Raw genomic sequence first — 24,096 nt, 5'->3', positions numbered from 1 at the left:
AATTTTGCGGATCCCTTGTTCTTACAAGGATTGTTCGATCTTGATTACAGATTAGCCTAAAATTAAATTTTAATTTAAAATCAATAAGTTAAGTTTTGTCTAGTAAAAAATAAAAGTTTTTTTAATGAATTTGTGACATATTCCTCTTGACATCGCTAAGTCTGTGTAAAACTTAGATTTTTGCCTGATCAATTTTACACATTAAATATGCTAAAATAGACATTATTCAAAACTATGAAAAAACTGACCGCACTTTATGTCTGAAAAAATCAACACAAAACCGTTCATTCTGCATTCCGACTTTCGTCCCTCTGGCGATCAGCCACAAGCTATCGAAAAATTAGCTGAAAATCTAACAGATGGATTAGCACATCAAACTTTGCTCGGTGTAACAGGCTCGGGGAAGACGTTTACTATCGCCAATGTAATTGCTCAATTAAATCGCCCCGCAATGTTACTTGCACCGAATAAAACCCTTGCTGCCCAGCTTTATGCAGAAATGAAGGCCTTTTTTCCAGAAAATGCGGTGGAATATTTTGTATCTTACTATGATTATTATCAGCCAGAAGCCTATGTGCCTAGCAGTGATACCTTTATTGAAAAAGATGCGTCCATTAATGATCAAATCGAACAAATGCGTCTTTCTGCGACGAAATCTTTTTTAGAACGTCGAGATACCATCGTGGTGGCATCCGTTTCTGCAATTTATGGTTTGGGGGATCCTGATAGCTACTTACAAATGATGTTGCATTTACAACAGGGTGCCATTATCGATCAACGCCAAATTTTAACGAAGTTAGCGGAATTACAATATACCCGTAATGATCAAGCATTTCAGCGTGGAACTTTCCGTGTTCGTGGCGAAATTATTGATATTTTCCCTGCGGAATCCGATGATCGTGCGGTGCGTATTGAATTATTTGATGATGAAATCGAGCGTTTAAGTTTATTTGATCCACTTACTGGCAGTAGTTTTGGTGCAGTACCACGTTTCACGATCTATCCTAAAACTCACTATGTGACGCCAAGAGAACGTATTTTAGATGCAATAGAAAACATCAAAAAAGAACTCGTATCACGCCGTGAATACTTCATTAAAGAACATAAACTTTTAGAAGAACAACGAATTAGCCAACGTACCCAATTTGATATTGAAATGATGAATGAATTGGGCTATTGCTCGGGCATTGAAAACTACTCTCGCTATTTATCGGGAAGAAATGAGGGTGAACCACCACCAACATTATTTGATTATATGCCCTCTGATGCCATTTTAATTATTGATGAATCTCATGTGACGGTGCCTCAAATTGGTGGAATGTATCGTGGCGACCGTTCACGTAAAGAAACCTTAGTAGAATATGGTTTCCGTTTACCATCCGCCTTGGATAATCGTCCGTTACGCTTTGAGGAATTTGAACGCTTAGCTCCACAAACCATTTATGTTTCCGCAACACCAGGGCCTTATGAATTAGAAAAATCAGGCAGTGAAATCATCGATCAAGTGGTTCGCCCGACTGGTTTGCTTGATCCGCTCATTGAAATTCGTCCAGTCTCAATTCAAGTGGATGATTTACTTTCCGAAGCTCGCCAAAGAGCGGATAAAAATGAGCGAGTTTTAGTGACAACACTCACCAAGAAAATGGCGGAAGATTTAACAGATTATTTAGATGAACACGGGATTCGTGTACGTTATCTACATTCTGATATTGATACCGTAGAACGCGTCGAAATTATCCGTGATTTGCGTTTAGGCGAATTTGATGTATTGGTGGGAATTAACTTATTGCGTGAAGGTTTAGATATTCCAGAAGTGTCTCTTGTGGCGATTTTAGATGCAGATAAGGAAGGATTTTTACGTTCCGAACGTTCTTTAATCCAAACCATCGGCCGTGCCGCGCGAAACTTAAACGGTAAAGCAATTTTATATGCGGATAGCATCACCAAATCGATGGAGAAAGCCATTACCGAAACCAATCGTCGTCGTGAAAAACAAACAAAATACAATGAAGAACACGGCATTGTGCCACAAGCATTAAACAAAAAAGTAGGGGAATTGTTAGATATTGGGCAAGGCGCAAACCAAAAAGCGAAAGCCAATAAACAACGTGGAAAAATGGTGGCAGAACCAACCGCACTTTATCATGCACCGAAAAATGCCAAAGAATATCAACAACAAATCAAAAAACTGGAACAACAAATGTATAAATTTGCGCAAGATTTGGAATTTGAAAAAGCCGCAGCAATTCGAGATCAATTACATCAATTACGTGAACAATTTGTTTTTGATAACTAAAAGAAACGCCAGCTTAAGCTGGCGTTCCGTTTATTTATTTTCACCTGAAGAATACAAGCGATTTTTATATAAATAACTACCTAATAAAGCGTGAGCTAATGCCTCTTTTTTCATCGCATCAGGCACGTCTTTTGGCGTTAAAGTTTCTGTTGATTTATCATAATGATAACCTTGTGCCGTTTTATTTGGCATTTGAATCACCACATCATTATTGCCTTTCATCATTGCTTGAGTTTGATCGTATTGCATAAAGGCACGATCTGGATTTACATCTTGCGTTAAATCAAAGCCAATCATTGGATAATTGCCACTTACGCCTGCTAAAGAAAGCAATGTGGTTGGCATATCAATTTGGCTCACAAGACGGCTGTCACGGCGTGGCGTAATGCCCTCCCCAAGAATCAAAGCTGGAATATGGAAATGCTTAATTGGCACAAGACTTGCACCGCCTACACGAGAATCGTGATCTGCAACAATTAAGAAAATCGTATCTTTCCAATAATTAGACTGTTTTGCCATTTTAAAGAAATGGCCTAAGGCATAATCCGCATATTTTGCTGCGTTATTACGAGTGGCTTTTGGTTGCTCATAAAGTTCAATTTTGCCATCTGGATATTCAAATGGATCATGATTGCTGGAGCTAAACACTAAACTAAAAAACGGTTTACCTTCATTTTGTAATTTCGTGAAAGTTTCATTGGCTTTATCAAATAAATCCTCATCACTCACGCCCCAGGTGCCAGTAAATGTTGGATTCTGATAGTCTTGTTGATCCCAAATATCTTTAAAGCCATTACCGTAGAAAAAACTCGCCATATTGTCGAAATGCTTTTCACCGCCATAAATAAATGAAGTGTTATAGCCTTGTTTATGTAATAAATCCGCAATAGTAAAGAAACCACTTTGGGCATTATTAAGTTTCACCACTGCACGAGCTGGTGTTGGCGTAAAACCTGCGGTTGTTGCTTCAATACCACGTACTGAACGCGTGCCTGTTGCATAAAGATTTTCAAATAACCACCCTTCTTTTGCGAGCTGATCCACATTTGGAGAAAGTGGTTTGCCACCGAGCGTTCCAATAAACTGAGCGCCGAGACTTTCTTGTAACAAAATCACGATATTTTTAGGTTTCCCCTGATAAGTCGCGACATTTTTCGTTAAAGTTGGGTATTTATCTGAAATGTAATCGCTGTCTGGGCGGCCTCGACTGGCTTTAACAATACGAAACATTTCATCTGCATCCATTTTTCCGTACATTTCTGAAGATTTTTCTTCATCTTTAAATTGCTGTGCGGCATAAATCACGGAATAGCCTGAGTTAAGCACCAAAGAATTCACTAACGCATCAGAGGAAAATGCTACCATGGCGGGATTGATACCGCGGTGTTGAAAACTTGAACGCGCCCCAAGGAAGCTCACGACAATAACAAGCAAAGCAATCACAGGGCGAAGTTTCCAACTGATTGAACGTAAATTTTTGACTGCCCAACCAGAAATTTTCCAATAAATCAAGGCAGCTAAAACTGTGAAAACAAGGCTAAAAATCACCGCACTTAAATGCCCTTCCGCCAGCATTGAAAAAACTTCTTTCGGATAAATCAGATATTCGATAAATAAACGATTTGGACGGTAATCGTAGGTTTCAATAAAGGCAGGAGTGGAAATTTCCATAAAGATAATAAACACACTACCAAGCGTTAACCAAATACGTAAAATTTTTACCCAAACTTTACTGCTATGAAATAACGTTGTGAGTAATGCAGGTACACCAAATAAATAACAGAGTGCCACAACATCCATTCGTACGCCTTGAAAAAATAATTGCAACCAGCCATCTACGGCGGATACACGCTCTGATTGCCATACAGCAAGTCCCAAACGGGATAAGGAAAGGATGATGAGATTAATCAACACAAATGTGAAGATGGGGAATAAAGGGGAGTGCGCTTTTTTCATTGTAAAAACCACTAATGCAACGGCATCCAAGCCGTATTAAATTAAAGAAAGATAGGCAACTGTCTATCGGTCGGTTCCTTTTCGACATGACAAAAGTCTTAAAGTGCGGTCAATTTTCGCATAGTTTTAGTTAATCTCAAATGCAAACAATATGCCGAATTCTGTGTAGAACAATTTTAGCTAATCACATTCAATAGAATGTAAAAATAAAGCCTCGAGAAAAATCGAGGCTTTGTTAAGTAAACGGCGGAAATTTAATAAAAATTCACCGCACTTTTCAATTACTCTTGTTGTGCTTTCACCGCAGCATAGGCAATCATATTGATAATACGGCGAACAGATGCACCCGGATTAAGAATATGCGCAGATTTGTTCATTCCCATTAAGATCGGGCCAACAGTAATTGCCGTAGTGGTGCCGCGCAATAGGCTATAACTAATACGTGATGAACTCAAATCAGGGAACACTAATAAATTTGCGCTTCCTTTCAATGGACTATCAGGCATGACTTCTTTTCGGTGAGCTTCATTCATCGCTAAATCGCCACGCATTTCACCATCGATCATTAAGTGCGGATTACGCTCTTTGACGATCTGTAACACTTCTCGCATTTTTGGTGCACCGAGTGAATTAGAGGAACCAAAATTAGAATGGGAAAGCAAGGCAACCGCAGGTTCAATACCGAAACGATGGATTTCTTCTGCTGCCATTAAAGTGATTTCAGCTAATTCTTCCGTTGTTGGATTACTGTTTACATGGGTATCCGTTAAGAATACGTTACCAGTCGGTAATACAAGGCTATTTAACGCAGCGGCAGTTTTCACACCGTCTTTTAAGCCTATAATATCGCGAATAGATGCAAGATGTTTTCCGTATGAACCAAATAAACCACATACTAAAGCGTCTGCATAACCTAAGCTAAGCAATGTAGAAGCTAATACAGTTGTATTAGAACGCACGACACGTTTTGCGATTGCAGGTGTAATGCCTTTACGTTTGGTAAGCTCGTAATAATGTTTCCAACATTCTTCATAGCGAGGATTATCTTCGTTATCCACAATTTCAAAATCCACACCTGCAGTTAAACGTAAACCAAGTTTTTTAATTTTTTCTTCAATCACGCTGCGGCGACCAATTAAAATTGGATTTGCCAAGCCCATTGAAATCACTTCTTGAGTGGCATGCAATGCTTTATTTTCTTCCCCTTCCGCTAAAATAATGCGTTGTTTTTCTGCTTTTGCTTGGCTGAAAATAGGACGCATAAACAAGCTCGTTTTGTAAACAAACTGAGTTAGTTTTTCAACATAAGCATCCCAATTTTGAATTGGACGAGTTGCCACACCAGATTCCATTGCAGCTTTTGCTACCGCTGGTGCGATACGCACAATCAAGCGAGGATCGAATGGACGAGGAATCACATAATCCGCACCAAATGTCGCCCCTTCACCACCGTAAGCAGAAGTTACCACTTCGTTTTGCTCTTCTAATGCAAGATCAGCGATAGCATAAACTGCTGCACGTTTCATTTCTTCATTAATAGTGGTTGCGCCCACATCTAATGCGCCACGGAAAATGAATGGGAAACAAAGCACGTTATTTACTTGGTTTGGATAATCAGAACGGCCTGTACATACAATTGCATCAGGACGAACCGCTTTCGCTTCTGGCGGGGTAATTTCAGGATTTGGGTTAGCTAAAGCAAGAATAATTGGATGCGCAGCCATGGTTTTCACCATATCTTGTGTAAGCGCACCAGCCGCAGAACAACCTAAGAAAATATCTGCATTTGGAATCGCATCGCCAAGTTTACGCCAGCCATTATCTTCAATTGCATAATCTTTTTTGGTTTGATCCATTTTGTCATCACGACCTTTATATACCACGCCTTTCGAGTCGCAAACCGTGATATTTTCACGTTTCATACCTAAAGAAACCAACAAGTTCAAGCACGCAATAGATGCAGCGCCTGCACCAGATGCCACAAGTCGAACATCTTCAATTTTTTTACCTACAATACGAAGAGAATTGATGATCGCGGCAGCACTGATGATCGCTGTTCCATGCTGGTCATCATGGAACACAGGAATATTCATTCTCTCACGCAATTTTTGTTCAATATAGAAACATTCCGGTGCTTTAATATCTTCTAAATTGACCCCACCGAAAGTCGGCTCTAACGAGGCAATAATATCTACAAGTTTATCGGGATCATGTTCATTTACTTCAATATCAAATACGTTAATGCCCGCAAATTTTTTGAATAATACGCCCTTTCCTTCCATTACCGGTTTGCCCGCTAGCGCGCCAATATTACCAAGACCAAGTACCGCTGTACCATTGGAAATCACTGCCACTAAATTACCACGCGCCGTATATTTGTAAGAGGTCGCGGGATCTTTTTCAATTTCTAAACAAGGCTCTGCCACACCTGGCGAATAAGCTAAGGCTAAATCGCGTTGTGTTGCGAGTGATTTTGTTGGGGTAACTTCGATTTTTCCAGGAATTGGAAATTCGTGGAAATCCAAGGCTGCTTGACGTAATTGTTCGGTCATAATAAGTGCTCCATTTTCTTGAAACAGGATTGAAATATTGCGTCAATTATATCTGTTTTTTATTAAAAAAATTGTGACGAACTGCAAACTTTTACAACTTTATAACAAAATTTTTTTGATGCGAAGCATTAGCTAGACTTTTCATTTTTCAGCAAAAAAGGTAGGATTTTCGCAACAAAAGCATAAAGGATAAGAAAATGAATCCATTTCAAAAAATCAAAAGTGCGGTGAATAAATGCCAAAGATTTTTCATTAATCGCACTCTGCAAGGTAAACTAAAAAATCAAGGTATGACTGTCATTTCTGCCAATTGCGTGGGAGCTTTTATCTTACATGATTTGCACCAGCCGTTTAATTCCCCTTTTGTGAATCTCTATCTCTCACCACAAGATTTTTTGCGTTATTTACAAAATATGGATTTCTACCGCACTCAACCTCTCACATTCGTACAAACAGAAAAAAGTTATCCAGTGGGAAAACTTGCTGATCTTGACATTCATTTTATGCACTATCATAGTGAGCAAGAAGCCAATGAAAAATGGCAACGTCGCACATCACGAATGAATTTAGACCATCTTTTTATTATGATGACAGATCGAGACGGCGTGACCGAAAAAGACATTCAACTTTTTGATCAACTCCCTTTCAAAAATAAAGTGATTTTTACTCACAAGCCCTATCCAGCTTTTAAATCGGCTTGTTATATAAAAGGCTTCGAGAAGCAAAATCAGGTGGGCGATATTTTTGAATTTTCTGACTGGAATGGGAAAAAATATTACGATCAATTCGATTACGTGAAGTGGTTTAACCAAGCTTAATAGATAAAGGCTGCATTGCAGCCTTTTTTGTTTCGTTCTAAAAGCAAAAACCTGTACAATGCCTAGCGAATTTTAACAAGAGAAAACATAATGAGATTAGATAAATTTATTGCTGAAAATACGGGATTAACGCGTTCTCAAGCAACAAAAGCGATCCGTCAAAGTGCGGTAAAAATTAATGGTGAAATTGTCAAAAGTGGCTCAGTGCAAATTTCACAAGAAGACGAAATTTATTTTGAAGATGAATTATTAACTTGGGTAGAAGAAGGCCAGTATTTTATGTTGCATAAGCCACAAGGCTGTGTTTGCTCTAATGATGACGGCGACTATCCAACTATTTATCAATTTTTCGATTACCCTTTAGCTGGAAAATTACATAGCGCGGGTCGCTTAGATGTGGATACGACAGGTCTTGTATTGCTTACCGATGATGGGCAATGGTCACATCGCATCACTTCCCCAAAGCATCATTGTAAAAAAACCTATTTGGTAACTTTAGCAGATCCCGTAGAAGAAAATTATGCCACAGCTTGTGCAGAAGGCATTTTATTACGCGGAGAAAAAGAACCCACTAAACCAGCAAAATTAGAAATCTTAGATGATTACAATGTGAATCTGACGATTTCCGAAGGTCGCTATCATCAAGTAAAACGTATGTTTGCCGCACTTGGGAATAAAGTAGTTGGATTACATCGCTGGAAAATTGGTGATGTAGTGTTGGATGAATCCTTAGAAGAAGGGGAATACCGCCCATTGACTCAAAACGAAATCGAAAGTTTGGTGAAATAAGATGAGTCAGCAAAAATCTACTTTTATCTTTATTCTTACGCTCGGTATTCTCTCCATGCTACCGCCTTTTGGCGTGGATATGTATTTGCCGTCTTTTTTAGAAATTGCGAAAGATCTCGGCGTGAGTCCAGAACAAGTACAACACACGCTCACTTCTTTTGCTTATGGCATGGCGTTTGGTCAGCTTTTTTGGGGGCCTTTTGGTGATAGTTTCGGGCGAAAACCGATCATTTTACTCGGTGTCATTGTAGGTGCACTCACAGCTTTAGTGCTCACCGAAATAAATTCAGTCGGAAATTTCACCGCACTTCGTTTTGTGCAAGGTTTCTTTGGTGCCGCACCTGTTGTACTTTCTGGCGCATTATTGCGTGATTTATTTAGTAAAGATCAGCTATCCAAAGTGATGTCCACCATTACGTTAGTGTTTATGCTTGCGCCTTTAGTTGCGCCAATTATTGGTGGTTACATCGTTAAATTTTTCCATTGGCATGCGATTTTTTACGTTATTTCGCTTGTGGGATTATTAGCCGCTGTATTGGTCTTTTTCATCATTCCAGAAACCCATAAAAAAGAAAATCGTATTCCGCTGCGCTTAAATATTATTGCTCGCAATTTCCTTCTGCTTTGGAAACAAAAAGAAGTGCTCGGCTATATGTTTGCCGCCTCTTTTGGCTTTGGTGGGTTGTTTGCTTTTGTGACTGCAGGATCAATTGTCTATATCGGCATTTATGGGGTTCCTGTCGATCAGTTCGGTTACTTCTTCATGATGAATATCGTTACGATGATCTTTGCCTCTTTTTTAAATAGCCGATTTGTCACTAAAGTGGGCGCAGAAACAATGTTACGGATAGCCCTCGCAATTCAATTCCTTTCTGGAATGTGGCTAATTTTGACCGCACTTTTAGATCTCGGTTTTTGGCCTATGGCAATTGGCGTTGCCTTTTTCGTCGGTCCAAACCCAGTGATTTCATCAAATTCAATGGCATCAGCTTTAGAAAGATGTCCTCAAATGGCGGGAACAGCAAATTCTTTGATTGGTAGCGTACGTTTTGCAGTGGGTGCAATTATGGGAAGTTTAGTTGCGTCAATGAAAATGGATACTGCCGCACCAATGCTCCTTACTATGGGGGCATGTGTCACGATTTCCGTGTTGGCGTATTACTTTCTAACTAGCCGAAATTTAAAAAGCCGTGGGTAAATATCCCCACGGTACAATGATTGTTTTCTTTATTAAACAAAGACCATCCATAACGGCAAGCAAACAGCAATAAATAATAGGATAAATAAACTATTGGCAGATAATTTCCACTTTTGGAAACTATGCAGAATCAGAATAGCGGCAATCACAAAATGGCAAACAAAATAAATGATGTAAGCGAAAATACTGTCAGAATTAACCGCACTTTCCATGCCATTTAAAAGTAAAAATAAGAATATTGCCAAAGCATTTAGAGCAAGCAATATAATCATCGCTAAGGGCAACAATGCAATAAAACCTTGTAAACGATTTCGTGCAATAACAAGCGCAAGATTTGCCAAAATCACGCCAGATAAAATCGGTGCAAAAGGGTTATATTCAGCAAAAGCACTCGCAGGAAGCACGGTAAAAATCATTAAATAACTCAAGCAACCTAAACCCGCAATTAATGCAGCCATCAATAAAAAGCTGTTACGGATTTTTTCAGTTTTTGGTTGTTTCCAAATAAAATACACGACGGAAAGACCACATACGCTCATCACGTTAGTAAGCGTGTGATTATTCTGTAATAGGCTTATCAGCAACCACACCGCCCAATAAATAGCAAAAGTCAGATTAACTTTGATTAAACGACCACGTTGCCCTGGACAAATTTCGCCTCGATAAAACACCAACAACGAAATTAACTGTGCAACCAACACGCCGACACCTAAATGAGGCATTATTTGCTTTTCAGATTGCAAAGAAAAAATAAATAGATCGATGCCAAGCACCATTGAGATCGATAATACCGCAAGCAATGCCGCGATATATTTAGAAGATTGTTCTGACATAATTTTGACGTCTGAAAAAATAATGCGCCATTATGCTAAAAATTCATTAAATTTTAAAGTAGAATGAAACCAATTATAACCGCACTTAGGTACATGAATGTTACTTAGTATTTTATATATCATCGGTATCACAGCTGAAGGAATGACAGGTGCACTTGCGGCTGGTCGTGAAAAAATGGATATTTTTGGCGTGATAATTATCGCATCTGTGACTGCCATTGGTGGCGGCTCTGTGCGTGATGTACTACTCGGACACTACCCTCTCGGCTGGGTTAAGCACCCAGAATATTTTTTAATGGTGGCAAGTGCGGCGGTAATTACCGTGTATGTTGCACCCTTCATCAATCATTTTATGCGCTATTTCCGCACTATTTTCTTGGTGCTTGATGCGATGGGTTTAGTGGTATATTCCATTATTGGCGCGCAAATTGCAATGGATATGGGACATAGCCTTACCATTGTTTGTATTGCAGGTTGTATTACCGGTGCCTTTGGCGGGGTTCTACGCGATATGCTATGCAATCGAATTCCTCTCGTATTCCAAAAAGAACTCTATGCCAGCATTGCGCTATTTGCCACGCTGACTTATTACGCATTAAGCACACTTCAAGTAGAACATACACTTGCCGTGTTACTCACACTTATTAGCAGCTTTACTTTACGTCTTTTAGCTATTCATTTCGAATGGGGTTTACCAGTATTTAATTACCAAGAACTCACATCGGAAGAACAAGATAAACTGCCAAATAAAAAGAAATAAATACAATAAAGGAAATAACTATGTTAGAACAAATGGGTAAACAAGCCAAAGATGCAGCATTTATCTTAGCTCAGCTCACCACTGCTGAAAAAAATCGTGCATTATCCATTATTGCAGAACAACTCGAACAACAAGCACCGCTTATCTTAGCCGAAAACGCAAAAGATATTAACCTTGCCAAACAAAATGGATTGTCTGATGCCTTGATTGATCGCCTACTGCTCACACAAGAACGTTTGCAAGGCATTGCTGATGATGTACGCCATGTTATTTCACTTGCAGATCCCGTAGGGAAAATCATAGACGGCGGTACATTGGATAGCGGACTTAAAATCGAACGCATACGCACGCCGCTCGGCGTCATTGGCACAATTTATGAGGCTCGCCCAAATGTCACTATTGATGTGGCAAGTCTTTGCCTTAAAACGGGTAATGCAGTGATTTTACGCGGTGGTAAAGAAACACAGTTTTCTAACAAGATTCTAATCAAAGTTGTACAAAATGCTTTAGAGCAAGCTGGCTTACCAAAATTCGCTGTGCAAGCCATTACCGATCCAAACCGTGAACTCGTTATGCAATTACTAAAACTAGATCGCTATGTGGATATGATTATTCCTCGTGGTGGTGCGGGTTTACATGAATTGTGTAAACAACATTCGACAATTCCAGTTATTGTGGGTGGCGTGGGTGTTTGCCATACTTTCGTTGAAGAAAGTGCGGATCAAAATAAAGCGATTTGTGTTATCGATAACGCTAAAACCCAACGTCCAAGCACTTGTAACACATTGGAAACATTGTTAGTTCAGCGTTCTATTGCTGAAGAATTTTTACCTAAACTCGTCTCTCACCTTTCCGCTAAAAACGTAAAATATCATGCAAAATCCACCGCACTTAATATATTGAAACAAGCGGGTGCGAATGTCTGCGAAGTGACAGAAAAAGAATTGCGCGAAGAATGGGGATCATTGGATTTGAATGTCGTTGTTGTGGAAGATATTCATGCCGCTATTGAGCATATCCGAGAATATGGTACGCAACATTCTGAAAGTATTTTAACTGCCTCACAAAACTTAGCCCGTCAATTTATTAATCAAGTCGATGCCGCCGCCGTTTATGTGAATGCAAGCACACGCTTTACTGATGGCGGACAATTTGGATTAGGCGCAGAAGTTGCCGTGAGTACCCAAAAACTTCACGCTCGTGGCCCAATGGGATTAGAAGCATTAACAAGTTATAAATGGGTGTGTGAAGGCGAATATACCGTTCGCAAATAAAACCTAAAGTGCGGTAATTTTTAGAAGAGATTATTTGCATATAAAAAAGTCCGCGAAATGCGGACTTTCTCATTATCTTTATTTGTCAGATTTACCCAAGTTGTCAAAGAATTTTTTCACACCGTCCAAAAATCCTGAAGATTTTGGTGCATGTTTACTTAAATCTTTACCTTGTAAACTTTCTTCAAGTTTTTGGAGTAATTCTTTTTGCTCGCTGGTTAAATTAACGGGTGTTTCGACCACAATACGGCAAATTAAATCGCCCGCATAGCCACTACGTGTAGAGGCGACACCTTTGCCTCGCATGCGGAATAATTTTCCTGTTTGCGTTTCAGCAGGGATTTTAAGTTTCACTCTGCCATCTAAAGTTGGCACTTCAATTTCACCGCCAAGGGCTGCTGTGGCAAAGCTAATCGGTACTTCGCAATATAAGTTATTACCATCACGTTCAAAAATGTTATGTTCTCTCACGTGAATCACAACATATAAATCTCCAGCTGGCGCGCCATTTTCACCTGCTGCACCTTTTCCAGCTAAGCGAAGTTGGTTGCCCGTATCTACGCCTGCAGGAATTTTTACTGAAAGATTTTCTTTCTTATGAACTCGCCCTTCTCCATGACAACTGCGACAAGGTTTTTCAATTTTCTTACCGCTACCATGACAAGTTGGACAGATACTTTCAGATACAAAGAAACCTTGCTGACGACGAATTCGACCAGAACCGTGACAATGCGGACAAGTTTCCACTTTAGAACCTTTTTCTGCGCCAGAGCCACCACAGCTATCACAATGGGCAAGAGTATTGATTTGAATATCTTTGGTTGTACCTTTTACGGCTTCTTCTAGGCTAATTTCTAAGTCATAGCGTAAGTCTTCGCCACGAACAACTCGTTGACGACCGCGTCCACCACCGCCGAAAATATCGCCAAAGATATCACCGAACATATCACCAAAATCAGCACCACCAAAGCCGCCACCGAAACCACCTGCGCCACCACCTTGTTCAAAGGCTGCGTGACCATATTGATCGTAGGCTGCGCGTTTTTGATCGTCGCCTAATACTTCATAAGCTTCATTAATTTCTTTAAATTTTTCTTCCGCTTCTTTACTGCCTTGGTTTTTATCCGGGTGATGTTTAGACGCTAAACGTTTATACGCACGTTTAATGTCATTCTCACTCGCCCCTTTTTGTAGGCCAAGGACTTCGTAGTAATCTTTTTTTGCCATAGTGTTTCGTTTGTAAATTTTATAGAAATTTGACTGCTTGTAACATACTCCCCTCTTTAGCAAAGAGGGGGACTTGTTAGATACACCAAAAGGGCGTGTTACCACGCCCTTATTTACTTAATCATAAATGAGTTTTTCATATGCTGTTGTAAAGCAGTCATCACACGCTGGGTGATCCTGCACCCAAGTTGTAGCTGGAGCATCGCAATATTCACAAATTTCATCCTCTGGCGGAGGTGCTAATTCATCTTCAAACTCATCATCAGATTCATCTTCAAATTCATTCTCCAAATCCTCTTTCTCATACGAGAAATTATCTTTACTCATCACAATACCCCTTAATAACTATTTATTATCTTTCACTTCTTCAAATTCAGCATCTACCACGCCATCATCTTTTGCTGATGATTGTTGTGGTTGCTCGCCACCAGCTTGTTGAGCTTTTGCTTGCGCTGCTTGCATTAACGGTTCAGAGGCTTTAATTACTGCTTCAATTTTTGCTTCAATTTCTGCTTTATCTTCACCTTTTGCTGCAGTTTCAAGCTCAGCGACTGCTGCTTCAATTTTCTCTTTGTCTGCAGCACTCAATGCATCGCCCGCTTCTGCTATTTGTTTACGTGTTGCGTGTGCAATACCATCTGCTTGGTTACGCGCTTGAACAACTTCTTCAAATTTACGGTCTGCATCAGCATTTGCTTCTGCATCACGCACCATTTGTTGAATTTCTTCATCAGATAAACCAGATGATGCTTGAATACGAATTTGTTGCTCTTTACCTGTATTTTTATCTTTTGCAGATACGTTGATTACACCGTTTGCATCGATATCAAATGTTACTTCGATTTGTGGCATACCACGCGGTGCAGGATTAATACCTTCTAGGTTGAATTGACCTAAAGATTTATTGTCTGCCGCACGTTTACGTTCACCTTGAAGAACGTGAATGGTTACCGCACTTTGATTATCTTCTGCTGTTGAGAATACTTGCGATTTTTTGGTTGGAATCGTGGTATTTTTCTCAATTAAAGTGGTCATCACCCCGCCCATGGTTTCGATACCAAGTGATAACGGAGTAACGTCTAATAAAAGAACGTCTTTCACATCACCTTTTAATACACCACCTTGAACTGCCGCACCGATTGCTACCGCTTCATCAGGGTTAACATCTTTACGAGCTTCTTTACCAAAGAACTCAGCCACTTTTTGTTGTACAAGTGGCATACGAGTTTGACCGCCCACAAGAATAATGTCGTGAATTTCACTCACGCCTTTACCTGCATCTTTTAATACCGCTTTCAAAGACTCAATTGAGCTTGCCACTAAATCTTCTACTAATGCTTCTAATTTGGCACGAGTGATATTTAATGCTAAGTGTTTAGGGCCAGTCGCATCTGCAGTGATATACGGAAGGTTCACTTCAGTAGATTGAGCTGATGAAAGTTCAATTTTTGCTTTCTCTGCAGCTTCTTTCACACGTTGTAATGCCATTGCATCATTACGTAAATCGATGTTTTGTTCTTTTTTGAACTCATCAATAATGTAATCAATGACACGGTTATCAAAGTCTTCACCACCTAAGTGAGTGTTACCACCTGTAGCCAATACTTCGAAAGTTTGTTCGCCATCAAAGTTATCAATTTCGATGATTGAAATATCGAATGTACCACCACCTAAGTCATAAACTGCGATCACTTGGTTCTCTTTGCTTGAACCTAAACCGAATGCTAACGCAGCCGCTGTTGGTTCATTGATAATACGTTTAACGTCTAAACCAGCAATTTTACCTGCATCAATCGTTGCTTGACGTTGCGCATCGTTAAAGTATGCAGGAACAGTAATTACCGCTTCTGTTACAGATTCACCTAAGAAATCTTCTGCAGTTTTTTTCATTTTTTTCAATACTTCAGCAGAGATTTGTGGTGGTGCTAATTTATCACCTTTTACATTTACCCAAGCATCACCATTGTCAGCACGAGTAATTTCGAAAGGCATAATTTTAATATCGCGTTGAACTTCTTCGCTTTCAAAACGACGACCAATTAAACGTTTAATCGCAAACAATGTATTTTTCGGGTTAGTGATTGCTTGACGTTTTGCAGGCTGACCCACTAAGGTTTCATTATCTGTATAAGCAATAATTGAAGGGGTTGTACGTGCACCTTCTGCATTTTCAATCACGCGCGCTTTGTCGCCGTCCATTACAGCTACACAAGAGTTTGTTGTACCTAAGTCAATACCAATAATTTTTCCCATTTTGTACTCCTAGTAAAAATTTTAAAATTCGGGGTAAGGCTTGTAGCCCTATTTATTACGAATTGTAAGATGTGGATATTCTTTCGCATTTCAAGAGAAAATTTTAAAAATTTTTCATTTCTTAAAGTGCGGTGATTTCCGTTCTTGTTTTCAAGATAAGTCTCAAATGATGAACTTCAAGGGGAAAACAAAAATTTTCAGGCAAGAAAAAGGGATTTGTGATAAATTTGGCGAAAATTTTTACTTTAAAATAGGAAAGAAATAAATGAAAAAATCAAAAATTGCTGCAGGCGTAGTCGTTGCTCTTGCTGCCGTTTGGTGTACAGGTGCATGGTTTACTGGGAAAAAAGCTGAGGAAGAATATTTACATCAACTAAAACAGTTAAATCAACTATTTGCCAAAACTGAGGTATTAGAAGAAAGTAAAATTTTTTATAAAAATATAAAATTTGATAGGGGATTATTTGCGTCTCATATTCAAGATCAATTAGAAATCCACAAAGCAAATGAAACGATCATTATTCCTTTATCATCAACGCTTTATCACGGGCCTTTGCCGCTTGACCGTGTGGCGAAACTGAATTTCGTTCCAACCATTTTTTCAAGCCAAACCTTGTTAGGAAAAAATGCAACAACTCAGGCACTCTTTGATATCACAAAATCAGAGAAACCGTTACAACTGAATTTCGTAATGAATTATTCATTAAGCGGTAATGCGGAATTAAAACTTGCATCGGGGCAATATCACAATGAGCAATATAAGGCAGATTTTGGTTGGTCAAATGTCGTATTAAATGTAGATTTAGACAAAAACGAACCAAGCAATTATACGCTATCTGTAGATGCATTTAATTCAAATTACCCTAATCATACAGCTTCAACAGCTTCATCAATTAAAGTAAAAGATCTTGTCGTACAAGGCTCACTACAAAGCACAAAATGGCCATTTATTTATAGTGGAAGCATCAATAGCAAAATAGGCTATTTTGAGCAAAATACCGAATCTGCAGAGACTGGAGAAAAACTCTCTCTTATTCAGAAAAACAACCAAGCAAATTTAACTACACAAGTTGAGGGTGATACAGTAAATATCATCAATAAAACAAATCTGGATGAATTAAATATTAACGGTAACAACTTAGGTAAAGTGACCAACAATGTAGAATTCAACCATATTGATGGCAATGCATTACAAGAACTTTTAAATATTTTAGTTGCAATAGGCAAAGCCGACTCAGATACGCCGTTACCTAAAGCATTGGTGCAAAAATTACAACAAGCAGGCATGGCCATTGCGAATAATCAGCCTCAAATTAAATTTGCCCCTCTTTCTATTTCTGATGAAAAAGGCAAAGTAGCATTGGATCTGAATATTGCTTTAGTGCCAAATCCTAAATTCGATTTAATGCGCAGCGGCTTATACAAACAATTCAAAGATTTTTCGATCAATTTTGATGTGAATAAAGAAACCGCGATTTCATTGTTATCTAAATTTGTACCAGAAAACCAAAAGCAAGATTTAGTTTACAGAATGGACGAATTAATTGCTGAAGACGAAGCAAATGGCATTATCGTAAACACGGACAAAACCGTCACATTAACCCTTGCTTTAGAGAATAACGAATTGAAACTAAACGGCAAAGCAATACCAGAAGAACAGTTGAAAATGGTACTCTTTATGCTTGTAATGGGGGGATTTGGGTGATAACAAAAACAGGGCGATAAATTATCGCCCTGTTTTGTATTTAATTAAAACGTTTTCTCAAACAACACATTCAAATTCTTCTGAATGTAAGAATACATTTCTGGAATATTACTATCTTGTTTACGCCAGCTTAATTGGAGTTTTGGTGTAATTCCCAAAATATGCCAGTCGCGTTTCCATAGGAATAAATTCACGCCGTAAATTTTATCTTTTCGTCTTTTTCCTACGGAAAGATCAAGCAAGCCTAACGGGGTTTGGAACGAACCAAAAGTTAATACATCTTTGTATTGCTTTTGTGTAAAAGATAAATTTAAACGAGAAGAAAGACCAAGCCATCCCCACTCTTGTCCCCACCCTAAACGCAGGCTTCTACTATCTGAACTATATTGACGAACCTTCGTTCTTTCTGCTAGAAAATCAGAACCGAGGTAGAAAAACTGTTTCGGTGTTCTTGCCCACAGCAAGGTTGCGGAAATCAGTTTGTTATTGCCGTTTTGTGATGTACTGTCTAAATAACGTTGTTTAGAAAATTCTCCTGCCGTAGAAAGTTGCCAGTTAGGACTTAACCAACGAGAAAATTCCGCCCTTGCCCCATTAGACCAACGGTAACTTTCACCGCCATACCAACGTTTTTCATAAAAAGGTTTAATACGGAAATTTTGTTTCGCAGTTTTATATACATAGCCAACAAAAGTGCGGTTGGAAATATCATCAAATTGATGGTTATCCCAATAACTTTTACCATTCAATTCATTACCAAAGGTGAGATAATGAGAATCCCACAAATTAAAATCTCTTGAAGCCCCCAGCGAATAAGCCACCCCATGTGCAGTTTGAGGCAACATTGATTCAGGGCGAGTAATCACCCCACCATTACGGAGGACTAAACGGCGTCCACTGCCGACATTATTCACATTGGTGTCTCGCACATAGTTAAAAGAAAAATCCACATTCCAGCTATCACGTTCTTTTAAAGCCTCTAAATAAGCACCAATTAAGCGTTTAGCTTGAAGTGGCAAATCATTTACAGTTTGCGCTTTTTCAAATTGGTCTTTGGCGGCACTATCTTGTTTTTGATTGAATAAAGCGATAGCCAGTTCAATTCGCACAGGGTTTAAATTTGGATTTTTCGCCAAAATTTCTCGATATTTATCAATGGCTACAGTATAGTTTTCCGTTATCGCAGCCAATTTTCCCTCCGCAAAGCGTTCCATAATCGGGTCACGATTTGGAAAAGTGCGGTAAATTTCCAGCAATTTTTTAATCATATCAGGATTTCGGGCATAAATGGCACGGCTTAATAATTCGTGGGTTAAAGCTGGATTTTGTTGAAGTTGTTCAAGGGTAATCTGAATCTGTTCCGTTTGCGCTGTCGCCAACTGAGGTAGATTAGGTTCTCGTTTTTCAGGTTTCGCAATATTAATTTTATTATCAAAGTCAGTATTTACTGGGATTTGACGAACATCTTGCACTAAGATTTCTGCCGAGGCAAAAATGGGAAAAAGAGCGGTGAGAAATAGGGATGTTTTTTTCATTATGGTCAATATGTTATTTGAAGCGAACATTAGCTCATTATAAAAGAAAATAAAAATGGCGGACTAGAGTCCGCCGACAATGCGATAGCTAAATTATTATGGTTGTATTTGTCCGCCAAATACAGCTTCATAACTACTGATTTTTTTGCCATCAATACTACCTAAATCACCATTTGGTAAATTAGGGTTGCTATAAATAGTGGCTGTACCTGCCATATCAGAAAAACCGCCCTTACCATAAAATTCTAATTTAAACCTTCCACCAGTATCAGTGTTATAGACTGCATCGCCAGTAACCTTATAATCTTGATAAGTTATAAAGTCCTCTGGTTTATCAGTCTTAAGTTGAATTGTACGCCCTAATAGCTTACTACTCATTTCACCAGAGAAATCAAGTAGTTTCGATCGCCCCGCTAAGAATTCACTAGAATCTATAGTTAGCTTTACTACACCATCATTTTTATTATAAGCAATTACCTCACCCTGAATATCTTTTACCATTGCCTTAACATTTCCTTCATATGTAAACTTACCACCTCCAATACCGCCCAAACCAGGTCCATCAGATTGAGGTAAATATGCTCCCCCAAAATATAGTATATATTTTACATGATGTTTTAGTTCGCTCGCACGAACCATTGAATCTGGCTCAACCTCACCCGTTACCATACCATAGCTAGCATATGGCAAATTGACTACATCATATGTTACTTCTTTATTGTTTATTGTTCTTTTCCCTTCATAAGAACCTAATTTATTCCCTGAAATTTCGTTTAAATCTAATTTACCGTTCATTAAAGACTCATTAGGGTCTACCATCTTGATTCCAGAACGCTCATTAGAGCCTGATGGATTATTATCTGAAGCTGTATTATTTAAATCTAATGTACGCCAATTCGTTCCATTTGACGTTCTAGATGCTTCCTCATAATTATAGCCTTCAGGTGTTGCAACCTTAATAGCTGGCGCATCTGATGAATTTTGCGGTTGAACGGGTGTTGGTTTTGCTGGCGAATTATCAGAATTAGAAAGACAAGCCGTCGCACCCAATGAAACTAAAATCGCAAGTGCGGTTGTTTTAAAAGTTGGTTTCATAATTTTTCCTTTGGAATAAATAAAAATAGAGGAATGTCTTTATTGAAAAGGAGAGGTTTTATAAATAAAAAATCTATTTACAAAAACACCAATAAAAACTTTCCGATTGTAAAAAAAAAAAAAAATGCAAGCGCAAACGATTAAATATAAAGAAATTTTTTTATTTATTTTTGCTAATTGAAGGGCGTTATAAAATGGGAAAAATAAGGATGATGGGAATCGGCAGTATCGTAGGGTGGGCTTCAGCCCACCGTTTTTATTCATTTTTATGGTTAATTGGTGGGCTAAAGCCCACCCTACAACTGAACACTAGAAAGTACGTTTATCAGGGGAAAAATATGAATGTTATTTTAACCGCTCTTCTAAATACCCTTCATAATCTGGCACGTCAATTTCGACATCTTGTTCAAATAAAACTGAAGTTAACATGAAATCTGCAGAGCTTTGATTAATCGCAACGGGGATATTCCACACTGTTGCAATACGCATGAGGGCTTTCACATCAGGATCATGTGGTGCGGCATTCATTGGATCCCAAAAGAAGATCATCATGTCGATTTTCTTTTCTGCGATTAATCCACCAAGTTGTTGGTCGCCGCCCATCGGACCACTTAATAAAGATTGAATGCTTAAACCTGTTTCTCGTTCTAAAATATGCCCTGTGGTACCTGTTGCATAAAGTATATGAGGCTTAAGTGCATCTTTGTGTTTTTGCGTCCAATTCAGTAAATTTTTTTTGCAGCTATCATGAGCCACAAGTGCAATACGTTTGTGTTGAGTGAGGGTTCGTGTGGTTGTATGCATTATTGATTCCTTTTGAAATAAGTTTGAAAACTTTAAAACAAAGCCCTACAGAATGCAATGTTTTACTGATGATTTCGGTGAGCATAAAAAACACAAGAAAAAATTACCGCACTTTCAAAAGATTACCGATTAACAAGGCCCTCAACAGGGATATTTGATGAAAATTTACTATCTTTATCTCAAAAAATCTTCTAAAATTTACAAGATTTGTTAAATGTTTGTAAAAAGGCAAGCATTTCTGATATTCGTGTTTAGTACTTACTAAACTAATGTTCACTTAATTAACAGATAAGGAAAACCTATGTCTGAGATTTTAAAAAATGACGTTGATCCAATCGAAACTCAAGATTGGTTACAATCATTAGATTCTTTGATTCGTGAAGAAGGCGTAGAACGTGCACAATATATTATTGAGCAAGTTATCGGCCAAGCACGCACCAACGGTGTTTCATTACCTACAGGTGTAACGACCGATTATGTCAATACTATCCCTGCTTCTGAACAACCTGCTTACCCAGGTGATCATGCCATCGAACGTCGTATTCGTTCAGCAGTACGTTGGAATGCGATCGCAATGGTTTTACGCAGTCAGAAGAAAGATCTTGACTTAGGTGGTCACATTTCAACTTTCCAATCTGCAGCAACCATGTATGAAGTTTGCTATAACCACTTCTTCAAAGCAGCAACCGAGAAAAACGGTGGTGACTTAATTTTCTTCCAAGGCCATGCTGCTCCAGGTATGTATGCGCGTGCATTCTTAGAAGGTCGTTTAACTGAAGAACAAATGGATAACTTCCGTCAAGAAGCATTTACCGATGGTTTATCTTCATATCCACACCCTAAATTAATGCCTGAATTCTGGCAATTCTCTACGGTTTCTATGGGTTTAGGCCCTGTGAATGCCATCTACCAAGCGCGTTTCTTGAAATACTTAGATAACCGTGGTTTAAAAGATACCAAAGATCAAAAAGTCTATGCATTCTTAGGCGATGGTGAAATGGATGAAATTGAGTCTAAAGGTGCATTAACTTTTGCAGCTCGTGAGAAATTAGATAACTTAATCTTCACTATCAGCTGTAACTTACAACGTTTAGACGGCCCAGTTAATGGTAACGGTAAAATCGTTCAAGAATTAGAAGGATTGTTTACTGGTGCGGGCTGGGAAGTGATTAAAGTTTTATGGGGAAGTGATTGGGATAAATTATTCGCGAAAGATACTTCAGGTAAATTAACTCAGTTAATGATGGAAGTAGTTGATGGTGACTATTTAACCTTCAAATCAAAAGACGGTGCTTATGTTCGTGAACACTTCTTCGGTCGCTACCCAGAAACTGCAGCATTAGTAGCGGATATGACAGATGATGAAATCTGGGCATTACGTCGCGGTGCACATGATAGCGAAAAATTATATGCTGCCTATGCAAAAGCACAAAATGCAACGAAACCAGTTGTGATTTTAGCGCATCAAGTTAAAGGTTATAAAATTCCTGAAGCTGAAAGTAAAAACACCGCTCACCAATCTAAAAAAATGTCTTACGAAAGCCTTAAAGGTTTCCGTGACTACTTCGATTTACCATTGACTGATGAGCAAGTAGAAAAATTAGAATATATTAAATTTGCTGCAGGCACGCCTGAGTATGAATACTTACATGGCCACCGTAAAGCATTAAACGGCTATGTTCCTGCTCGTCGTTCTAAATTTGATGTGGAATACAAAATTCCTGCATTAGAGGAATTTAAAGCATTATTAGAAGAACAACCTCGTGGTATTTCAACCACAATGGCATTTACTCGTGCATTAAACATCTTATTAAAAGATAAAAACATTGGTAAAACTATCGTTCCAATGATTGCTGATGAAGCACGTACGTTTGGTATGGAAGGGTTATTCCGTCAAGTTGGTATTTATAACCCACATGGTCAAAACTATGTTCCGTCAGATCGTGACTTAGTTGCTTACTACCGTGAAGCAAAAGATGGTCAAGTATTACAAGAAGGTATCAATGAATTAGGTGCAACCGCATCTTGGTTAGCAGCAGCGAACTCGTACTCTGTCAATAACCAACCGATGATTCCATTCTTCATCTATTACTCAATGTTTGGTTTCCAACGTGTGGGCGATATGATGTGGGCTGCTGGTGACCAATTAGCTCGTGGTTTCATGGTGGGTGGTACTTCAGGTCGTACAACCTTAAACGGAGAAGGCTTACAACACGAAGATGGCCATAGCCATATTCAAGCAGGTATCATTCCTAACTGTATCACTTATGATCCATCATTTGCATTTGAAGTTGCTGTAATTATGCAAGACGGTATCAACCGTATGTACGGCGAAAAACAAGAAGATGTATTCTATTACATGACAACATTAAATGAAGTTATGGATCAACCTGCTATGCCTGCTGGTGCGGAAGAAGGTATCCGCAAAGGTTTATACAAATTTGAAACAGTGGAAGGTAAAAAAGGCAAAGGCCACGTTCAATTGTTAGGTTCTGGTGCAATTATGCGTCACGTTCGTGAAGCGGCACAAATTCTTGCAAAAGATTATGGTGTCACCTCAGATGTATTCTCTGCACCATCATTCAATGAATTAGCCCGTGAAGGTCAAGACGCTGCACGTTGGAATTTATTACACCCAACAGAGACACAACGCGTACCATACGTTGCTCAAGTATTAGCTGATTTACCAACCGTTGCTTCAACTGACTATGTTAAAGCATACGCAGATCAAATCCGTGCATTCGTACCAAGTCGTCATTATCATGTGTTAGGTACAGATGGTTTCGGTCGTTCAGACAGCCGTGCAAACTTACGTGAACACTTCGAAGTTGATGCTCGTTATGTTGTGGTTGCTGCACTTTCTCAATTAGCGAAAGAAGGTACAGTATCGAACCAAGTTGTTGCAGATGCGATTGCGAAATTCGGTTTGAATGTAGATCGTATCAATCCGCTTTATGCGTAATTGATGAAAACTGCGGTCAAAAAACAGCGTGTTTTATGA

At 38.9% G+C, this 24,096-nt stretch carries 17 protein-coding genes; 8 read left to right on the top strand and 9 right to left on the bottom strand.

Annotation, left to right across the window (positions count from 1 at the left end):
- The first annotated feature begins 256 nt into the window (after positions 1-256).
- Complete coding sequence (uvrB, locus tag DV434_RS05805) at positions 257-2,296, top strand: excinuclease ABC subunit UvrB (protein ID WP_118784822.1); 2,040 nt, start codon at positions 257-259, stop codon at positions 2,294-2,296.
- Between the two features lie 30 nt (positions 2,297-2,326).
- On the opposite strand, the gene DV434_RS05800 is transcribed toward uvrB, so the two are convergent.
- Together DV434_RS05800 and DV434_RS05795 are read right to left on the bottom strand one after the other, a co-directional pair.
- A complete protein-coding gene (locus tag DV434_RS05800) occupies positions 2,327-4,252 on the bottom strand; it encodes an LTA synthase family protein (protein ID WP_118784823.1) in 1,926 nt (641 codons plus the stop codon).
- Between the two features lie 281 nt (positions 4,253-4,533).
- Positions 4,534-6,804: an NADP-dependent malic enzyme gene (locus tag DV434_RS05795; protein WP_118784824.1), complete on the bottom strand. Its 2,271-nt coding sequence runs from the start codon at positions 6,802-6,804 to the stop codon at positions 4,534-4,536.
- Positions 6,805-7,001: 197 nt separating this feature from the next.
- On the opposite strand from DV434_RS05795, the gene DV434_RS05790 reads away from it, so the two are divergent.
- The 3 genes from DV434_RS05790 (at position 7,002) to DV434_RS05780 (ending at position 9,609) form a co-directional block, all read left to right on the top strand.
- Complete coding sequence (locus DV434_RS05790) at positions 7,002-7,622, top strand: DUF1919 domain-containing protein (protein ID WP_118784825.1); 621 nt, start codon at positions 7,002-7,004, stop codon at positions 7,620-7,622.
- Positions 7,623-7,712: 90 nt separating this feature from the next.
- Positions 7,713-8,411, top strand: coding sequence for a 16S rRNA pseudouridine(516) synthase RsuA (gene rsuA, locus DV434_RS05785; protein ID WP_118784826.1), 699 nt, complete (start codon positions 7,713-7,715; stop codon positions 8,409-8,411).
- 1 nt (position 8,412) lies between these two features.
- Complete coding sequence (locus tag DV434_RS05780; protein WP_118784827.1) at positions 8,413-9,609, top strand: Bcr/CflA family multidrug efflux MFS transporter; 1,197 nt, start codon at positions 8,413-8,415, stop codon at positions 9,607-9,609.
- Between the two features lie 32 nt (positions 9,610-9,641).
- Here the strand turns inward: DV434_RS05780 and DV434_RS05775 are convergent, their stop codons facing one another.
- Positions 9,642-10,442, bottom strand: a complete 801-nt coding sequence (locus tag DV434_RS05775) for a hypothetical protein (protein ID WP_118784828.1) — start codon at positions 10,440-10,442, stop codon at positions 9,642-9,644.
- 97 nt (positions 10,443-10,539) lie between these two features.
- Between DV434_RS05775 and DV434_RS05770 the strand changes: the two genes are divergently transcribed.
- Both DV434_RS05770 and proA read left to right on the top strand, forming a co-directional pair.
- A complete protein-coding gene (locus DV434_RS05770; RefSeq protein WP_005652973.1) occupies positions 10,540-11,202 on the top strand; it encodes a trimeric intracellular cation channel family protein in 663 nt (220 codons plus the stop codon).
- A gap of 20 nt (positions 11,203-11,222) precedes the next feature.
- Positions 11,223-12,476 (top strand): glutamate-5-semialdehyde dehydrogenase, encoded by a 1,254-nt coding sequence (proA, locus tag DV434_RS05765; protein ID WP_118784829.1) that lies wholly within the window; start codon positions 11,223-11,225, stop codon positions 12,474-12,476.
- A 78-nt stretch (positions 12,477-12,554) separates the two neighbouring features.
- On the opposite strand, the gene dnaJ is transcribed toward proA, so the two are convergent.
- The 3 genes from dnaJ to dnaK form a co-directional block, all read right to left on the bottom strand.
- The gene (gene dnaJ, locus DV434_RS05760) at positions 12,555-13,703 is read right to left on the bottom strand and encodes a molecular chaperone DnaJ (RefSeq protein WP_118784830.1); all 1,149 of its coding nucleotides are present in this window, start codon (positions 13,701-13,703) and stop codon (positions 12,555-12,557) included.
- Between the two features lie 117 nt (positions 13,704-13,820).
- Positions 13,821-14,030 carry a hypothetical protein gene (locus DV434_RS05755; protein ID WP_118784831.1) on the bottom strand — a complete coding sequence of 70 codons (210 nt, stop codon included), beginning with the start codon at positions 14,028-14,030 and terminating at the stop codon, positions 13,821-13,823.
- 18 nt (positions 14,031-14,048) lie between these two features.
- A complete protein-coding gene (gene dnaK / locus DV434_RS05750; RefSeq protein WP_118784832.1) occupies positions 14,049-15,956 on the bottom strand; it encodes a molecular chaperone DnaK in 1,908 nt (635 codons plus the stop codon).
- Positions 15,957-16,221: 265 nt separating this feature from the next.
- Between dnaK and DV434_RS05745 the strand changes: the two genes are divergently transcribed.
- Entirely contained in the window at positions 16,222-17,661 is a 1,440-nt protein-coding gene (locus tag DV434_RS05745; RefSeq protein WP_118784833.1) for a YdgA family protein, read from the top strand.
- Positions 17,662-17,705: 44 nt separating this feature from the next.
- Here DV434_RS05745 and DV434_RS05740 read toward each other — a convergent pair whose 3' ends face one another.
- The 3 genes from DV434_RS05740 to mgsA all read right to left on the bottom strand — a co-directional run bounded on the left by DV434_RS05740 (position 17,706) and on the right by mgsA (position 21,095).
- Positions 17,706-19,196: a surface lipoprotein assembly modifier gene (locus DV434_RS05740; RefSeq protein ID WP_118784834.1), complete on the bottom strand. Its 1,491-nt coding sequence runs from the start codon at positions 19,194-19,196 to the stop codon at positions 17,706-17,708.
- Between the two features lie 96 nt (positions 19,197-19,292).
- Positions 19,293-20,291, bottom strand: coding sequence for a hypothetical protein (locus tag DV434_RS05735; protein ID WP_118784835.1), 999 nt, complete (start codon positions 20,289-20,291; stop codon positions 19,293-19,295).
- A 345-nt stretch (positions 20,292-20,636) separates the two neighbouring features.
- Complete coding sequence (mgsA, locus tag DV434_RS05730) at positions 20,637-21,095, bottom strand: methylglyoxal synthase (protein WP_118784836.1); 459 nt, start codon at positions 21,093-21,095, stop codon at positions 20,637-20,639.
- Positions 21,096-21,396: 301 nt separating this feature from the next.
- Between mgsA and aceE the strand changes: the two genes are divergently transcribed.
- The gene (gene aceE / locus DV434_RS05725; protein ID WP_118784837.1) at positions 21,397-24,057 is read left to right on the top strand and encodes a pyruvate dehydrogenase (acetyl-transferring), homodimeric type; all 2,661 of its coding nucleotides are present in this window, start codon (positions 21,397-21,399) and stop codon (positions 24,055-24,057) included.
- Positions 24,058-24,096 lie beyond the last annotated feature (39 nt).

Origin of the sequence: Haemophilus haemolyticus (genome assembly GCF_003493685.1) — a bacterium.
In the GTDB taxonomy this organism is placed as follows: domain Bacteria; phylum Pseudomonadota; class Gammaproteobacteria; order Enterobacterales; family Pasteurellaceae; genus Haemophilus; species Haemophilus haemolyticus_O.
Note: the sequence above shows the minus strand (reverse complement) of the source record. Positions and strands in the feature narration are given on the sequence as shown.

Excerpts from the sequence above, each read along its gene's own strand:
- uvrB (WP_118784822.1), top strand. The coding sequence starts at position 257 with ATGTCTGAAAAAATCAACACAAAACCGTTCATTCTGCATTCCGACTTT.
- DV434_RS05800 (WP_118784823.1), bottom strand. The coding sequence starts at position 4,252 with ATGAAAAAAGCGCACTCCCCTTTATTCCCCATCTTCACATTTGTGTTG.
- DV434_RS05795 (WP_118784824.1), bottom strand. The coding sequence starts at position 6,804 with ATGACCGAACAATTACGTCAAGCAGCCTTGGATTTCCACGAATTTCCA.
- DV434_RS05790 (WP_118784825.1), top strand. The coding sequence starts at position 7,002 with ATGAATCCATTTCAAAAAATCAAAAGTGCGGTGAATAAATGCCAAAGA.
- rsuA (WP_118784826.1), top strand. The coding sequence starts at position 7,713 with ATGAGATTAGATAAATTTATTGCTGAAAATACGGGATTAACGCGTTCT.
- DV434_RS05780 (WP_118784827.1), top strand. The coding sequence starts at position 8,413 with ATGAGTCAGCAAAAATCTACTTTTATCTTTATTCTTACGCTCGGTATT.
- DV434_RS05775 (WP_118784828.1), bottom strand. The coding sequence starts at position 10,442 with ATGTCAGAACAATCTTCTAAATATATCGCGGCATTGCTTGCGGTATTA.
- DV434_RS05770 (WP_005652973.1), top strand. The coding sequence starts at position 10,540 with ATGTTACTTAGTATTTTATATATCATCGGTATCACAGCTGAAGGAATG.
- proA (WP_118784829.1), top strand. The coding sequence starts at position 11,223 with ATGTTAGAACAAATGGGTAAACAAGCCAAAGATGCAGCATTTATCTTA.
- dnaJ (WP_118784830.1), bottom strand. The coding sequence starts at position 13,703 with ATGGCAAAAAAAGATTACTACGAAGTCCTTGGCCTACAAAAAGGGGCG.
- DV434_RS05755 (WP_118784831.1), bottom strand. The coding sequence starts at position 14,030 with ATGAGTAAAGATAATTTCTCGTATGAGAAAGAGGATTTGGAGAATGAA.
- dnaK (WP_118784832.1), bottom strand. The coding sequence starts at position 15,956 with ATGGGAAAAATTATTGGTATTGACTTAGGTACAACAAACTCTTGTGTA.
- DV434_RS05745 (WP_118784833.1), top strand. The coding sequence starts at position 16,222 with ATGAAAAAATCAAAAATTGCTGCAGGCGTAGTCGTTGCTCTTGCTGCC.
- DV434_RS05740 (WP_118784834.1), bottom strand. The coding sequence starts at position 19,196 with ATGAAAAAAACATCCCTATTTCTCACCGCTCTTTTTCCCATTTTTGCC.
- DV434_RS05735 (WP_118784835.1), bottom strand. The coding sequence starts at position 20,291 with ATGAAACCAACTTTTAAAACAACCGCACTTGCGATTTTAGTTTCATTG.
- mgsA (WP_118784836.1), bottom strand. The coding sequence starts at position 21,095 with ATGCATACAACCACACGAACCCTCACTCAACACAAACGTATTGCACTT.
- aceE (WP_118784837.1), top strand. The coding sequence starts at position 21,397 with ATGTCTGAGATTTTAAAAAATGACGTTGATCCAATCGAAACTCAAGAT.